14 protein-coding genes are annotated in these 14,954 nt (G+C 62.5%); 13 read left to right on the plus strand and 1 reads right to left on the minus strand.

Annotated elements, in window-relative coordinates; translation table 11 throughout:
• The first annotated feature begins 145 nt into the window (after positions 1-145).
• The 11 genes from ftsZ (at position 146) to ACSAGD_RS06015 (ending at position 12,298) form a co-directional block, all read left to right on the plus strand.
• Positions 146-1,345, plus strand: a complete 1,200-nt coding sequence (ftsZ, locus tag ACSAGD_RS05965; RefSeq protein WP_437584805.1) for a cell division protein FtsZ — start codon at positions 146-148, stop codon at positions 1,343-1,345.
• A gap of 158 nt (positions 1,346-1,503) precedes the next feature.
• Complete coding sequence (locus tag ACSAGD_RS05970; RefSeq protein WP_437584806.1) at positions 1,504-1,995, plus strand: cell division protein SepF; 492 nt, start codon at positions 1,504-1,506, stop codon at positions 1,993-1,995.
• Between the two features lie 7 nt (positions 1,996-2,002).
• The gene (locus ACSAGD_RS05975; RefSeq protein ID WP_437584807.1) at positions 2,003-2,302 is read left to right on the plus strand and encodes a YggT family protein; all 300 of its coding nucleotides are present in this window, start codon (positions 2,003-2,005) and stop codon (positions 2,300-2,302) included.
• A gap of 161 nt (positions 2,303-2,463) precedes the next feature.
• Positions 2,464-3,090 carry a DivIVA domain-containing protein gene (locus tag ACSAGD_RS05980; protein WP_437584808.1) on the plus strand — a complete coding sequence of 209 codons (627 nt, stop codon included), beginning with the start codon at positions 2,464-2,466 and terminating at the stop codon, positions 3,088-3,090.
• Positions 3,091-3,094: 4 nt separating this feature from the next.
• Complete coding sequence (gene lspA / locus ACSAGD_RS05985; protein WP_437584809.1) at positions 3,095-3,718, plus strand: signal peptidase II; 624 nt, start codon at positions 3,095-3,097, stop codon at positions 3,716-3,718.
• Entirely contained in the window at positions 3,719-4,639 is a 921-nt protein-coding gene (locus ACSAGD_RS05990) for an RluA family pseudouridine synthase (protein WP_437584810.1), read from the plus strand. It begins immediately after the preceding gene.
• A 35-nt stretch (positions 4,640-4,674) separates the two neighbouring features.
• Complete coding sequence (gene dnaE, locus ACSAGD_RS05995) at positions 4,675-8,196, plus strand: DNA polymerase III subunit alpha (RefSeq protein ID WP_437584811.1); 3,522 nt, start codon at positions 4,675-4,677, stop codon at positions 8,194-8,196.
• Positions 8,197-8,240: 44 nt separating this feature from the next.
• The gene (locus ACSAGD_RS06000; RefSeq protein WP_437584812.1) at positions 8,241-9,377 is read left to right on the plus strand and encodes a hypothetical protein; all 1,137 of its coding nucleotides are present in this window, start codon (positions 8,241-8,243) and stop codon (positions 9,375-9,377) included.
• A 30-nt stretch (positions 9,378-9,407) separates the two neighbouring features.
• Positions 9,408-10,715 (plus strand): histidinol dehydrogenase, encoded by a 1,308-nt coding sequence (gene hisD, locus ACSAGD_RS06005; RefSeq protein WP_437584813.1) that lies wholly within the window; start codon positions 9,408-9,410, stop codon positions 10,713-10,715.
• A 26-nt stretch (positions 10,716-10,741) separates the two neighbouring features.
• Entirely contained in the window at positions 10,742-11,224 is a 483-nt protein-coding gene (gene nrdR, locus ACSAGD_RS06010; protein WP_437584814.1) for a transcriptional regulator NrdR, read from the plus strand.
• 36 nt (positions 11,225-11,260) lie between these two features.
• Entirely contained in the window at positions 11,261-12,298 is a 1,038-nt protein-coding gene (locus ACSAGD_RS06015) for a quinone-dependent dihydroorotate dehydrogenase (protein WP_437584815.1), read from the plus strand.
• Between the two features lie 87 nt (positions 12,299-12,385).
• On the opposite strand, the gene ACSAGD_RS06020 is transcribed toward ACSAGD_RS06015, so the two are convergent.
• A complete protein-coding gene (locus ACSAGD_RS06020; RefSeq protein ID WP_437584816.1) occupies positions 12,386-12,964 on the minus strand; it encodes a DUF3043 domain-containing protein in 579 nt (192 codons plus the stop codon).
• Between the two features lie 40 nt (positions 12,965-13,004).
• Here ACSAGD_RS06020 and ACSAGD_RS06025 point away from each other — a divergent pair, with 40 nt between their 5' ends.
• Both ACSAGD_RS06025 and erpA read left to right on the plus strand, forming a co-directional pair.
• Positions 13,005-14,441 carry a dipeptidase gene (locus tag ACSAGD_RS06025; RefSeq protein WP_437584817.1) on the plus strand — a complete coding sequence of 479 codons (1,437 nt, stop codon included), beginning with the start codon at positions 13,005-13,007 and terminating at the stop codon, positions 14,439-14,441.
• A gap of 48 nt (positions 14,442-14,489) precedes the next feature.
• Complete coding sequence (gene erpA / locus ACSAGD_RS06030) at positions 14,490-14,852, plus strand: iron-sulfur cluster insertion protein ErpA (protein WP_437584818.1); 363 nt, start codon at positions 14,490-14,492, stop codon at positions 14,850-14,852.
• Positions 14,853-14,954 lie beyond the last annotated feature (102 nt).

The raw sequence follows: 14,954 nt of genomic DNA on the forward strand, positions 1-14,954 counted from the left end.
TGAATTCGGAGTACGGCATCGCGACACGCCCGCGTGTCAGAAGGGCACGGGGACGTCGCCCGCATAACGTGAATGTCAGGAAATGCATACTCAGCATAACTTTAACCCTTAACTTGAGGTTGAAAGTTCTCATCGGAGGCCGGACGTGACTACAAATCAGAACTACCTCGCAGTGATCAAGGTGGTCGGCATCGGGGGAGGCGGCGTCAACGCCGTCAACCGGATGATCGAGCTCGGGCTGCGCGGTGTGGAATTCATCGCCATCAACACAGACGCTCAGGCGCTTCTCATGAGCGATGCCGACGTCAAGCTCGATGTCGGTCGCGAGATCACTCGCGGACTCGGCGCAGGAGCAGATCCCGAAGTGGGTCGCCGTGCCGCCGAGGATCATGCAGAGGAGATCGAAGAGGCGCTCGCTGGCGCAGACATGGTCTTCGTCACTGCGGGTGAGGGAGGCGGCACAGGCACCGGCGGTGCCCCCGTCGTCGCACGCATCGCCAAGTCGATCGGCGCGCTCACGATCGGTGTCGTCACCAAACCGTTCAGCTTCGAGGGACGTCGCCGCCAGCAGCAGGCTGAGCTCGGCGTCGCCACGCTGAAGGAGGAGGTCGACACCCTCATCGTCGTCCCGAACGACAGGCTTCTCGAGATCAGCGATCGAGGCATCAGCATGCTCGAGGCGTTCTCGACCGCTGACCAGGTGCTCCTCGCCGGTGTTCAGGGCATCACGGACCTCATCACGACTCCTGGGCTCATCAACCTCGACTTCGCCGATGTGAAGTCGGTCATGCAAGGTGCCGGTTCAGCTCTGATGGGCATCGGTTCGTCGAGGGGTGCGGATCGCTCGATCAAGGCCGCAGAGCTCGCGGTCGCTTCGCCGCTGCTCGAAGCGAGCATTGAGGGAGCACACGGTGTGCTGCTCTCCATTCAGGGTGGGTCGAACCTGGGCATCTTTGAGATCAACGACGCTGCGCGCCTCGTGCAGGAAGCCGTGCACCCCGAGGCGAACATCATCTTCGGTGCCGTCATCGACGACACTCTTGGCGACGAAGTCCGCGTGACGGTGATCGCCGCAGGCTTTGACGGGGGAGAGCCGCCGGCTCGCCAGATCGAACCGATGAAGGATGCCGTCATCACCACGGGCGGCGTGATGTCCTCGACGTCCTCGGACAACGAGTCGGAATCCACAGACCAAGACGTGGTCGAGGTGCCGAACGACACCGAGCCCGAGCGGAAGCCGTGGGAAGCTCCCCGGGCTCCCCAGCATATCCCCGCCTCGCGGTCGTCGGCAGACGCGGCGTTCTCCGACGACGATGAGCTCGACATCCCCGATTTCCTGAAGTAGTCATTTCTCAACTCCGAGCGTGTGCCCGGCCCGTGATTCCACGGTGCCGGGCACACGTGTTTCACAGGACGACACGCGGGGAAATGCCCGGTTCAATCACGCGAAATGGGCGGGCAGGCCGTTAACCTCGGAAGGAAGGACCACAATCGGAGGAAGCGATGTCGAACCCCCTCAAGAAGACCATGGTGTATCTCGGGCTGGCCGATGAGGAGCTGGAGTACGACGAGCCCGCTCGGTCGCAGTCGACGGCTGCAGCGCCCGCCGCAGCCGCTCCGGCAGCTGCTGAGCCTGCCCCGCAGTCGCACAGCAAAGCACCTGTGACGCCGCTGCGTCGTCCCACGGCCGTAAAGCAGGCCGCGCCCACTGAGCTCAGCGAGATCCTGACCGTTCACCCGAAGCAGTATCGCGATGCTCAGATCATCGCCGAGAACTTCCGCGAGGGTGTGCCTGTGATCATCAATCTCTCGCAGATGAGCGACGGAGACGCACGTCGTCTCATCGACTTCGCGAGCGGTCTCTCACAAGGTCTCTACGGAAAGATCGAGCGTGTGACGTCGAAGGTCTTCCTGCTTTCACCGTCGCATGTTTCCATCTCAGGAGATCAGGATCACTCGGAGGAGTCCGACGCGACCTTCTTCGCTCAGCGATAATTGACGGGTGAGTTCCGTCGTACCGCTGATCGGCCGCATCCTCTACCTGGTGCTGCTCCTGTATTTCTTCATCATGTGGGGTCGGTTCATTCTCGACCTCATGAGGACGTTCAATCGTGCGTGGCGCCCGCGCGGCGCTGGGCTCGTGGCGGCCGAGATCGTGTACTCGGTCACGGATCCGCCGGTGAACTTCTTCAGGCGAGTGTTTCCTCCGCTCCGCCTCGGCGCTGTCGCGCTGGACTTCGGCTGGAGCATCACGATGCTCTGCGTGATCGTCGCGATGTTCCTCGTCGGATTCATCCAATAGGGCGAATCTGCCGACTTTCCGGGAATGCAATCCGTGAAATCGCACAAGCGCCTGTAATCTAAAAGCAGCGTCGCGCGTCGTGCGTCCCGGCAATTTCAAGTCGTGTTTGCTAACGTGGGCACGCTACACATGAACACATGAACACATGAAGGTGGTAAGCCATGGCGCTCACTCCGGAAGACGTAGTCAATAAGCAGTTCCAGCAGACCAAGTTTCGCGAGGGGTACGACCAGGACGAGGTCGACGATTTCCTCGATGAGGTCGTTGTCGAGCTGCGCCGCCTCATTCAGGAGAACGATGACCTGAAGGAGAAGCTGGCGAAGGCTGAGTCCAACGCGGCATCCCAGAGCGATGCTGCCGCTGAGAAGCCCGCTGCGGCTCCGGTTCCGGCCGCTCCTGTCACCCCTGCTCCTGCCGCTGAGGCACCTGCCTCGAGCGCGTCTAGCGAGGCGGACGACTCCGAGAGCTCGAACAGCCTGCTTGTCCTCGCGCGTCGTCTGCACGACGAGCACGTGCGCGAAGGCTCGGAGAAGCGCGACCAGCTCATCGCCGAGGGCCACGCCACGGCCGCACGTGTCGTCGCTGAGGCCGAGGCGAAGCAGCGCGAAGAGCTTGCGAAGCTCGAGACCGCCAAGTCGGGCCTCGAGAAGAAGATCGACGAGCTGCGCAACTTCGAGCGTGAGTACCGCCAGAACCTTCGCAGCTACATCGAAGGCCACCTCAAGGACCTCGACAAGTCGAGTCCTGCCAGTGGCTCGACTCAGCTGACTGAGTCGACCAGCCACTAGGTCTTTGCCAGACTCACCTTCACGCACAGCCATGGTCCGGGCGCTCGGCGTCCTCGGGACTGTGGCTGTGCTGTGGTTTGCCCTGGACCAGATCACGAAGTCTCTCGTCGTCGCGTCGATGACGGAAGGCGATCGGATCGTCGTCCTCGGCGATGTGCTTCAGCTGTACTTCGTTAGAAACTCCGGCGCAGCGTTCTCGTTCGCATCCGGCGCGACGTGGATCTTCTCGATTCTCGCCGCTGTGGTGGTGGTCGCCATCATCGTCATGGCGAGGCGCATCCGTTCGACAATGTGGGGCCTCGTGTTCGGGCTCCTGTTGGGCGGTGTGCTGGGAAACCTGTGGGACAGACTGTTTCGTGAGCCCTCATTCGGGCTCGGTCACGTTGTTGACTTCATCTCGACCCCGTGGATCGTCCCCGCGTACTACAACATCGCAGATATCGGGATCGTCAGCGCCATGGTGCTGTTCATCATCCTCACGATCGTCGGGTTGAATCTGGACGGCACGCGCACAGCGAAGCGCTCAGCCTCCGACGCAGCCGAGCTGCAGGAGCCCGCTCCGGCTGATGCGACCGAAGCCGCGGAGCCTCCTCAGACGGACGAGGACTCGAGCGCGGGAGCACGTTGAATGGAATCGAGGAGTCTTCCCGTCCCTGACGGGCTCGACGGTGTGCGAGCGGATGCCGGTATAGCCAAGTTGCTCGGATTCTCCCGCTCATTCGCGGCTGACGTCATCGAAGGCGGAACCGTCGAGCTTGATGGACGCCCCGTGCAGAAGTCTGATCGGCTTCAGGCCGGAGCTTGGCTGAGCGTTGAGTGGACGCCACGCCGGGAGCCTGTCGTCGAGCCGCTTCCGGTCGAGAATCTTGGAATCGTCCACGATGATGCAGACATCATCGTGGTGGACAAGCCTGCGGGCGTCGCCGCGCACCCCTCTGTCGGCTGGCACGGCCCGACGGTTCTCGGTGCCCTTGCCGCTGCAGGGTTCACCGTCGCGACCGCGGGACCACCCGAGCGCGCGGGGATCGTTCATCGTCTCGATGTGGGCACGAGCGGCCTGATGGTGGTCGCCAAGTCCGAGCGCGCATACTCTGCGCTCAAGCGTGCCTTCCATGATCGCGAAGTGGAGAAGATCTATCACGCTGTCGTGCAGGGGCATCCGGATCCCCTGACCGGAACGATCGATGCACCGATTGGCAGACATCCGAAGCATGACTGGAAGTTCGCTGTCATCGATGATGGCAAGCCCTCGGTCACACACTACGAGACGCTTGAGGCGTTCCCATACGCGAGCCTTCTTGAGATTCATTTGGAGACAGGCCGAACGCACCAGATCCGCGTGCATATGGCGGCGGTACGGCATCCGTGTGCGGGCGATCCGCTCTATGGAGCGGATCCCGTGCTCTCTCGACGTCTCGACCTCACCCGGCAGTGGCTGCAGGCCGTTCAGCTCTCGTTCTCGCATCCCGGGACAGGGGAGTGGGCGACGTTCAACGCCCCCTACGCACCGGATCTTCAGAATGCGCTCGATGTCCTCAGCCGTGACTAGGCTGGAGGCGACTTTCATCCTCGTCACTCGGAGTAATGGTGTCCTCTACTGACTCATTCGTCCATCTCCACGTCCACAGTGAGTACTCGATGCTCGACGGCGCGGCGCGTATTGCAGAGGTTGTGCAGGCCGCTGTCGAGAAGGAGATGCCGGCCCTTGCCGTGACCGACCATGGCAACATGTTCGGCGCCTTCGACTTCTGGCGGACAGCCACGTCCGCCGGCATCAAACCGATCATCGGAACCGAGGCGTATCTCACACCTGGCACGCACCGGAGCGACCGCACTCGAGTGCGCTGGGGCAACGGCGGCGGTGACGATGTCTCGGGCTCCGGCGCGTATACGCACATGACGCTTCTCGCCGAGACGACAGAGGGAATGCACAACCTCTTCCGGCTCTCCTCGAAGGCATCCATCGAGGGGTACTACTTCAAGCCTCGCATGGATCGCGAGATCCTTTCGCAGTACTCGAAGGGCATTATTGCGACGACGGGATGCCCGAGTGGCGAAGTTCAGACGCGTCTGAGGCTCGGTCAGTACAAGGAAGCTCGTGGGGCGGCGGCTGAGTTCCGTGACATCTTCGGTCCAGATAACTTTTACTGCGAGCTCATGGATCATGGCATCGGCATCGAGAAGCGGGTGGCGACCGAGCTTCTGGATCTCGCGAAGGATCTGGGTCTCAAGCTCGTCGCGACGAATGACTTGCACTATACGCACGCGTCCGACGCGAAGAGCCACGCCGCTCTCCTGTGCGTGCAATCGGGCGCGACACTCGATGATCCGAACAGGTTCAAGTTCGACGCTGACGAGTTCTATCTGAAGACCGCTGAAGAGATGCGTTTGCTGTTCCGCGATCACCCCGATGCGTGTGACAACACGTTGGAGATCGCCGAGCGGTGCAACGTCAACTTTGATACGACCGCCAACTACATGCCGCGCTTCCCCGTTCCCGACGGGGAGACCGAGCAGACCTGGTTCGTCAAGGAAGTCGAGAAGGGGCTGGAGTACCGGTACCCCAACGGCATCCCTCAGCCCGTCCGCGAGCGAGCCGATTACGAGATGGGGATCATCTCGCAGATGGGATTCCCCGGATACTTCCTCGTGGTCGCTGACTTCATCAACTGGTCGAAGGACAACGGCATCCGTGTCGGACCCGGACGTGGTTCGGGAGCTGGCTCGATGGCCGCCTACGCGATGAGGATCACCGACCTCGACCCGCTCGAGCACGGACTGATCTTCGAGCGGTTCCTCAACCCGGATCGTGTGTCGATGCCTGACTTCGACGTCGACTTCGATGACCGTCGTCGCGGCGAGGTCATCAAGTATGTCACCGAGAAGTACGGCGACGAGCGCGTGTCGCAGATCGTCACGTACGGAACGATCAAGGCGAAGCAGGCGCTCAAGGACTCCGCGAGGGTGCTCGGCTTCCCCTTCGGAATGGGGGAGAAGCTCACCAAAGCGATGCCGCCGCCCGTCATGGGCAAGGACATCCCTCTTACGGGCATCTTCGACAAAGAGCATCCTCGCTACCGTGAGGCCGTCGATGTGCGCACTGTGGTCGAGTCTGACCCCGAAGCGAAGACGGTCTTCGACACCGCCCTCGGCATCGAGAACCTGAAGCGTCAGTGGGGAGTCCACGCTGCTGGCGTCATCATGTCGAGCGATCCTCTCCTCGACATCATCCCGGTCATGAAGCGTGAGCAGGATGGCCAGATCGTCACTCAATTCGATTACCCGGCGTGTGAGTCCCTCGGACTTATCAAGATGGACTTCCTCGGTCTGCGGAACCTGACGATCATCTCCGACGCACTGGCGAACATCGAGATGAACAAGGGAGAGACTCTCGATCTCGAGACGCTTCCTCTGGATGATCGCGGGTCGTACGAGCTGCTCGCACGAGGAGACACACTCGGAGTGTTTCAGCTGGACGGTGGCCCAATGCGGAGCCTTCTCCGACTGATGAAGCCGGACAACTTCGAAGACGTCTCCGCAGTCATCGCGCTATATCGCCCCGGCCCTATGGGAGCCGACTCTCACACGAATTACGCGCTCCGTAAGAACGGTCTGCAGAAGATCACGCCGATTCACCCCGAGCTCGCGGAGCCTCTCGCGGACATCCTCGACACGACGTACGGTCTCATCATCTATCAGGAGCAGGTGATGGCGATCGCGCAGAAGGTCGCTGGGTTCAGTCTCGGCCAGGCAGATATTCTCCGGCGTGCGATGGGCAAGAAGAAAAAGTCCGAGCTCGACAAGCAGTACGTCGGATTCAGCGGTGGAATGAAAGAGCGCGGCTACTCCGAGGGTGCCATCAAGGCGCTGTGGGACATCCTTCTTCCCTTCTCGGACTATGCATTCAACAAAGCGCACTCAGCCGCGTACGGAGTGGTTTCGTACTGGACCGCGTTCCTCAAAGCGCACTATCCGGCCGAGTACATGGCCGCGCTTCTCACGAGCGTCGGCGACTCACGGGACAAGCTCGCACTCTATCTGAACGAGTGCAGGCGGATGGGTATCCGTGTTCTTCCACCGGATGTGAACGAGTCCATCAACTTCTTCGCCGCGGTCGGCGAAGACATTCGCTTCGGGCTCGGCGCCGTTCGAAACGTTGGTGGCAACGTCGTGGACGGGATCGTCGCTGCGCGTGAGGAGAAAGGAAAGTTCGAGGGGTTCCATGACTTCCTCAGCAAGGTTCCCTCGCATGTGACGAACAAAAGGACGGTCGAGTCCCTCGTCAAATCCGGTGCGTTCGACACGATGGGGTCGACGCGCCGAGCGCTCGTCGAGATTCACGAGGATGCCGTGGAGTCGGCGGTCCGTGACAAGAGGATGGAGGCCACCGGACAGGTCGGGTTCGACTTCGACAGTCTTTTCGCTGAGGTGGGGGAGACCCCGACGACCCATGTGCCAGAGCGGCCGGAATGGTCGAAGAAGGACAAGCTCGCCTTCGAACGGGAGATGCTCGGGCTATATGTCTCTGACCATCCGTTGGCGGGGCTGGAGATGTCGCTTGCGAAGCTCGCGAGCACCTCGATCACGGACCTGACGACATCCGAGCACACGCAGGACGGAGACACGGCCACAGTCGCTGGTCTCGTAACCAATGTGCAGCACCGGGTGGCGAAGACATCCGGTAACCCATACGGCATGATCACGGTGGAGGACTTCGGCGGAGAGATCACCGTCATGTTCATGGGCAAGGCATATCAGGAGTTTCAGCACACGCTCCAAAACGACACGATCGTCGTCGTCCGCGGACGTGTGAGCATGCGAGACGACGGCATGAACCTGCACGCATATTCGATCTTCTCGCCCGATCTGCAACAGGACGAGTCCAGCGGGCCGCTCATGCTGAACATTCCGGAACAGCGAGCGACTACCGACGCTGTGACAGAACTCGCCGATATTCTTGGCCGACATCGCGGTGACAACGAGGTGCGCCTCCGGCTGCTCCGCGGCGATATGGCACGCGTCTTTGAAGTTCCGTATCCCGTCACGGTGTCTGCCGATCTCTTCGGCGAGCTCAAATCGCTTCTCGGCCCGAATTGCCTTGGATAGGATGGCCAGGCTGTGAGTCAAACCATGTGGAGGGCTGAATAACAATGACGAACCACCAACCGCCGCAGAACTGGAACTCAGGGGAGCAGGCGTATCGTCCCGCCCCCGGCGCTCCGGTGCCGCCTCCGCAGCAGCATTACGCTCCGTACCAGCAGCCCGCAAGCGCGCCGAGAAACCAACAGATCGCGGTTGGCCCGTTCACCCTGCGTGAGCTGCTCATCTTCATCGCAACGCTGCTCATTCTGATCTCATCGTTCCTTCCCCTCGTCTCGGGGAGCGTAAGCGGTGGCTCGCTCTGGTCGATGATCTGGCCGCTCGCCATTCCCGGAGCGCTGCTCCCTCTGGCGTCAGCGGTTCTGCTTCTGATTCGGCGCCTCTCCAGTGGGCTCAAACTGCGAGTCGGCTCGCTCTCTGTCGACCAGTTCGCGTCCGCCACGTCAATCGTCGCGGCGTCCATGTACGCCGGGCTCACCCTGATTATCATGAGTGCGTCTGGCTCATTCGGCATGCTCTTCTCGATCGGTCTGGGTATCGGTCCGGTGCTCGGACTTCTGTTCGGCATCGTCCTCGTCGTCCTCACCACGTTCGGCTCGATGATTCCGCCGTTCTCAGCTGACTTCTCTGGCCGCGCGACTGCTGAGGCTCACGTGATGGCTCGACCGATCACGGAGATCGTCAAGCCTCAGTCGACGGCTTATGCAGCTCCCTACGGCGGTTACCCCGCTCAACCAAGTCAGCCGTGGGCGGAGAATCAGGCTCCGGCACACGCTGAGCAGCCGTTTCAGGCCCAGGCTGCCCAACCGAATCCGTACGCTCGGCCGGAGACAGAGACTCCTCAGGCGCAGCCCGTCTCACCCGCCGCTTCTGAGATGCCGCCGGCGCCGCAGCCTGAAACAGGCGCACCAGTGGTGGACAGCACGGCTTCAGCCGAGCAGACGGCATCTCCAGACTCGTCCGCCAGCGACACGAGCGACGAGCCCGTACAGTCCGCGGCGCCGTTCTGGGTTTGGTCCCCGCGCCCGCGCTCTGTCATCGACCAGGAATCCGGACAGATGATCTTCGAGATCGGGCCCGGAGCGTGGGCTCTCGCGGTCGAGGACCGCGGCAGCTCACTGGTCCTTCGGAACGATGACGGACGTGTCGGCATCCTGAACGACATTGATGGACTCACTCGGGGCTGAACCGCCCTCTCCCGATAAGATGTTCAGGATATGATCCAGACCATCGACCTGCGAGGCAGGCACCTCAATCGTTCCGAGCTGGCAACCGCGATTCCGCGACCGATCGTCGACGTGTCCGTCGCGAGCGAGGCAGCTCATACGTTGATCGAGGAAGTCAGGACGTCCGGATCGCATGCCCTGTTCGAACAGGCTGAGCGGCTCGACAAAGTGCGGCCCGCGGCCATTCGTGTTCCGGAGCACGAGATCGATGGGGCAGTGCAACGGCTCGATCCCGCAGTGCGCGAGGCGCTGACGGCATCCATCGACCGTGTCAGACGGGCAACGGCGGCCCAGGTTCCGCCAGAGCGTCGCACGCAGATGGCGCCGGGAGCTTCGATCGTGCAGCGTTGGCAGCCCGTCGAGCGTGTGGGGCTCTATGTTCCGGGCGGAAAAGCGGTCTACCCGTCAAGTGTGATCATGAACGCGGTTCCGGCGCAGGTCGCAGGCGTCCGCTCCATCGCCCTTGCATCGCCAGCGCAGCGCGACTTCGACGGGGGAGTCCACCCGACCATCCTCGGCGCCGCAGGACTGCTCGGCATCGATGAGGTCTACGCGATGGGCGGTGCCGGCGCGATCGGCGCGTTCGCGTACGGCGTCCCCGATCTCGGTCTGGACGCCGTCGATGTCGTGACCGGCCCCGGAAATATCTACGTGGCGGCTGCGAAGCGCCTCGTACGCGGACAAGTGGGAATCGATGCGGAAGCCGGAACGACAGAGATCCTCGTGATCGCCGACGGAACTGCCAACCCGCGCTTCGTCGCAGCGGATCTCATCAGCCAGGCGGAGCACGATGAGGCCGCGGCATCCGTCCTTGTCACGGACTCGCCGGCGCTCGCTCGAGACGTCATCTCAGAGCTGGACAGGCTCGCGGCCGAGACTTCGAATGCTGAGCGGGTGAAGATCGCTCTCGGCGGCCCCCAGTCGGCCATCGTGCTGGTCAGCGATCTCGTGGATGCTGCGGAGTTCAGCAACGCCTACGGACCGGAGCACCTTGAGATCCAGACCCACGAACCCGAGGGCACTCTTCAGCACATCACGTCCGCCGGCGCGATCTTCGTCGGGCCGTATTCGCCGGTGAGCCTCGGCGATTACCTTGCCGGGTCCAACCACGTTCTCCCGACCGGCGGTCAAGCGCGCTTCGCATCGGGCCTCGGCGCGTACACTTTCCTGCGTCCCCAGCAAGTCATCGAGTACGACCGGGACTCCCTCGAAGCCGTCTCAGCGCCGATCGTTGATCTCTCCGACGCCGAGCGGCTTCCGGCCCACGGCGAAGCCGTGACCGTCCGCTTCGACGCATAACCCGCGACTGACCCAGGAGGCATCGCATGCACTGTCCCTTCTGCCGGCACCCGGACTCCCGCGTGATCGACTCGCGCACGAGCGACGACGGCCTCTCGATTCGACGACGCCGTCAGTGCCCGGAGTGCGGGCGTCGCTTCAGCACGATGGAGACCTCGAGTCTGAACGTCATCAAGCGCAGCGGGGTCGTCGAGCCGTTCAGCCGCGACAAGGTCGTCTCGGGCGTCCGCAAGGCTTGCCAAGGTCGCCCGGTGACAGACTCCGACCTCGCAGTCCTCGCGCAGCGAGTCGAAGAGGCTATCCGTCAGACCGGAACATCACAGATCGACGCCAATGACATTGGGCTTGCGATTCTGACGCCGCTTCGCGAACTCGATGAGGTCGCGTACCTGCGCTTCGCGAGCGTCTACCAGGCGTTCGACTCCCTTGACGATTTCGAGGAGTCCATCGCGGCCCTGCGCCGTGAACATGCTGAGCAGCGTGAAGCGGCATCCTCGACTGACGACTGACGCGGCCTTCCTCTACTCGACGACCGAAAGCGACGAATGTACGGTTTCCTCTTCTCCGCCTTCCTCTCCAAGCTCGACGCAGAGCGCGCACACCATCTTGCGTTCGCAGCGATTCGCGCTCTTCAGACGTCGGGTGCGGGAGCGCTGGTTCGTCGTTTTACGGCGCCTGAGCGCTCGTTGGAGGTTCAGACGCTCGGCCGAACGTTTCCGTCGCCGTTCGGAGTAGCCGCGGGTTTTGATAAGAACGGTGAGGTCGTGCTTGGCCTCGGAGACCTTGGGTTCGGGCATGTGGAAGTCGGTACGCTGACCGCTCTCGCCCAGCCGGGGAATCCGAAGCCACGACTGTTCCGGCTGATTCCGGATCGAGGCATCGTCAACCGGATGGGGTTCAACAACGACGGCGCTGAGGCAGCCGCGCCGCGTCTCGCTCGAGCGCACCGACGTAAGAATCGCCCGGTCATAGGTGTCAACATCGGGAAGAGTCGTGTTGTCGACGTCGCGGACGCGATCGACGACTATGTGGCGAGCTGTCGCATGGTGTCCCGGCTCGCGGACTACCTTGTCGTGAACGTGTCGTCGCCGAACACCCCGGGACTTCGTGGGCTTCAAGAACTCGACAGGCTACAGCCGCTCCTGTCACGAATCAACGAAGAATCCGGCGACACGCCTTTGCTTGTGAAGATCGCCCCGGATCTCTCGGATGAGGAGATCGTCCGCATCTGCGAGTTGGTCGTGCAGGAGAAGCTTGCCGGAATCATCGCGACGAACACGACGCTGTCGCGCGAGGGACTCACAACGGATGCCGCGACGGTCGACGCCGCTGGGGCCGGGGGCCTCTCGGGCGCTCCTCTTGCCGCACGCTCACTCGACGTGCTTAAGGTCATCAGGTCCGCGGTGCCCTCGGAACTCTGCGTCATCTCCGTCGGCGGAGTTGAGACCGCGGAGGACGTCGCTGAGCGGCTCGATGCGGGAGCGACCCTCGTTCAGGGGTACTCGGGCTTCATCTACGAGGGCCCGCTCTGGGCCCGCCGAATCAATCGCGGACTGGCGAAGCTCAGAAGAGCGTCGAACTGACTACAGTGCTCCGGAGCGCGCCCCAGCCGTGGACAGTCTGCTCTTGCGGCTGGGCGGGGCCGCGTGTGGATGCGCCTGACTACAGGTTCAGCTGACCTTGGCGCCGCGGTCCACCTGCGGCTTGGGCAGACGGAGTCGGCGCATCTGAATCATCCGCATAGCGCCGTACCAGCGCACTCCACGCTCGACGCGGCTCTCGCCGAACTTCTCGCGCAGTGCCTTGCGAACGCGGAAGCCCGCGAGGAAGCACTCGACGACCATGACGAAGAAGAACGCCCAAAGAGCGAACATTCCGTACACCTGAATCTGGGGGATGGGAATGAACGTCGCGACGATGACGAGGAACATGAACGGCAGCATGAACTCGCTCAGGCTCGTGCGGGCATCGATCCAGTCACGCACGAAGCGCTTCTGCGGGCCGCGGTCTCGGACGGGCAGATACCGTTCCTCACCGTTGGCCATGCCGATGCGAGCGCGCTCCCGCTGCTCGGCCATCTGCGCACGTGCCTTCTGACGCGCCTCCTTGCGGTCGTTCGGCACAAGCGGACGCTTGTTCGCGGCGACCTGCGTGCTCCGCTTCGGCGTCGGAGCACCCTTCTTACCCGCCTCGGTCGGCTCGGCAGCGTCGAGGTTTTCTGGTGTCTCGTCGGAAGTCTTCTTGCTCACATCATCCTCAGGGTTGATTCGTCCTCTTAAGATTACCTGCATGACTGATTCCGCAGAGACCGCTTCCTCTCAAGGCGACACGCTCGTCGAGCTCGTCAAGGGCCATCTTCCCTCCGCGATCGCCGACCTGAGCAATCTGATTCGCATTCCTTCGGTTTCCTGGTCGGCGTTCGACCCGCAGCACGTCCAGCGCAGCGCTGAGGCTGTCGCCGAACTTGTTCGCGGAACGGGAGTCTTCGACTATGTCGAGATCGCCCGAGCGCCGATGGCTGGTACAGACGAGCTCGGGCAGCCGGCTGTTCTCGCCAGACGGGAGGCGAAGAATGGTCGCCCGACGATTCTTCTGTATGCGCACCACGACGTTCAGCCGCCGGGACGTGACGAAGACTGGGAGACGTCGCCGTTCGAGCCTGTTGTGAAGGCCGACCGGCTCTACGGTCGTGGCGCGGCTGACGACAAGGCGGGCGTCATGGCGCACATCGCCGCGATCCGCGCTTTCATCGACGCTGAGGGTGACGATTTCGACCTCGGAATCGCCCTCTTCATCGAGGGTGAGGAAGAATTCGGGTCGCGGTCCTTCGCCGCGTTCCTCGAGAGCTACGAGAGCGTGCTGGCCGCAGACGCGATCGTCGTGGCCGATTCCGACAACTGGGATGTCGAGACGCCGTCGCTCACTGTGAGCCTGCGCGGAAACGTCGCGTTCCGCCTCACCATCAGAACACTCGAGCACGCCTCGCACTCGGGAATGTTCGGGGGAGCGGCGCCCGATGCGATGATGGCTGCCATCCGACTCCTCGACACTCTCTGGGCTGCGGACGGCTCGGTGGCTGTCGCGGGGCTTCAGCAGAGGGATGCTGAGACGCCCGCGTTCAGTGAGGACGAGCTCCGTGCGGACGCGGCGCTGCTCTCATCAGTCACACCCGTCGGCTCAGGAGGCATCCTCGGTCGTCTTTGGAACAAGCCGGCGATCACGGTCACCGGCATCGATGCTCCTGATGTCGCCAACGCATCGAACACGCTGATCCCAGCAGTGTCGGTGAAGGTCAGCGCGCGCATTGCGCCTGGGCAGTCTGCTGAAGACGCGTTTGCGGCTCTTCGTGCACATCTCGAGGCGAACGCACCATTCGGCGCTCAGATCTCGATAGACGAGGTGGACCTCGGAGATCCGTTTCTCGTCGACGCATCCGGACCGATCGCAAGTGAGGCTCTGGCCTCTATGAAGGACGGTTGGGGGAAGGATGCCGTGAACACGGGGATCGGTGGATCCATTCCATTCGTCGCCGATCTCACCCGTGTCTTTCCCGAGGCGGAGATCCTCATCACGGGTGTCGAAGACCCGGACACCCGCGCGCACAGCCCGAATGAGTCGCTTCACCTCGGGGTCTTTCACCGAGCGATTCTGACCGAGGCGCGTCTTCTGCAGCGGCTGAATAATCACGATCGGAATACTCACCCAGTTGACGGCCAAGGCGAGTAGCATGAGGAGAGATCCCCACACCGGGGCCCGAAAACCACGAGGAGAGTCATGAGCGATACCCTGACCACTCAGAATCCGACGAAGGCACACGGTGTTGAACTCACCGAGACCGCATCGGCGAAGGTCAAGAGCCTGCTCGAGCAGGAAGGCCGCGACGACCTTCGACTGCGTGTCGCCGTTCAGCCCGGAGGGTGCTCGGGGCTGATCTACCAGCTCTACTTCGATGAACGCCTTCTCGATGGCGATGAGACTGTGGACTTCCACGGCGTTGAGGTCATCGTGGACAAGATGAGCGTGCCGTATCTCGATGGCGCCGTCATCGACTTCGAAGACAGCATCCAGAAGCAGGGCTTCACGATTGACAACCCGAACGCGCAGGGCAGCTGCGCCTGCGGCGACAGCTTCAGCTGAGTTTTCTGCCATTGGCGGCGGGTCGTGCGAGAAATCGCTCGACCCGCCGTTTTGTGTTCCCACCGCACGATTCGGGAGCAGCAATCCCGCACGACGAAGACG

Source organism: Paramicrobacterium salitolerans (assembly GCF_051513965.1).
GTDB lineage: Bacteria > Actinomycetota > Actinomycetes > Actinomycetales > Microbacteriaceae > Paramicrobacterium.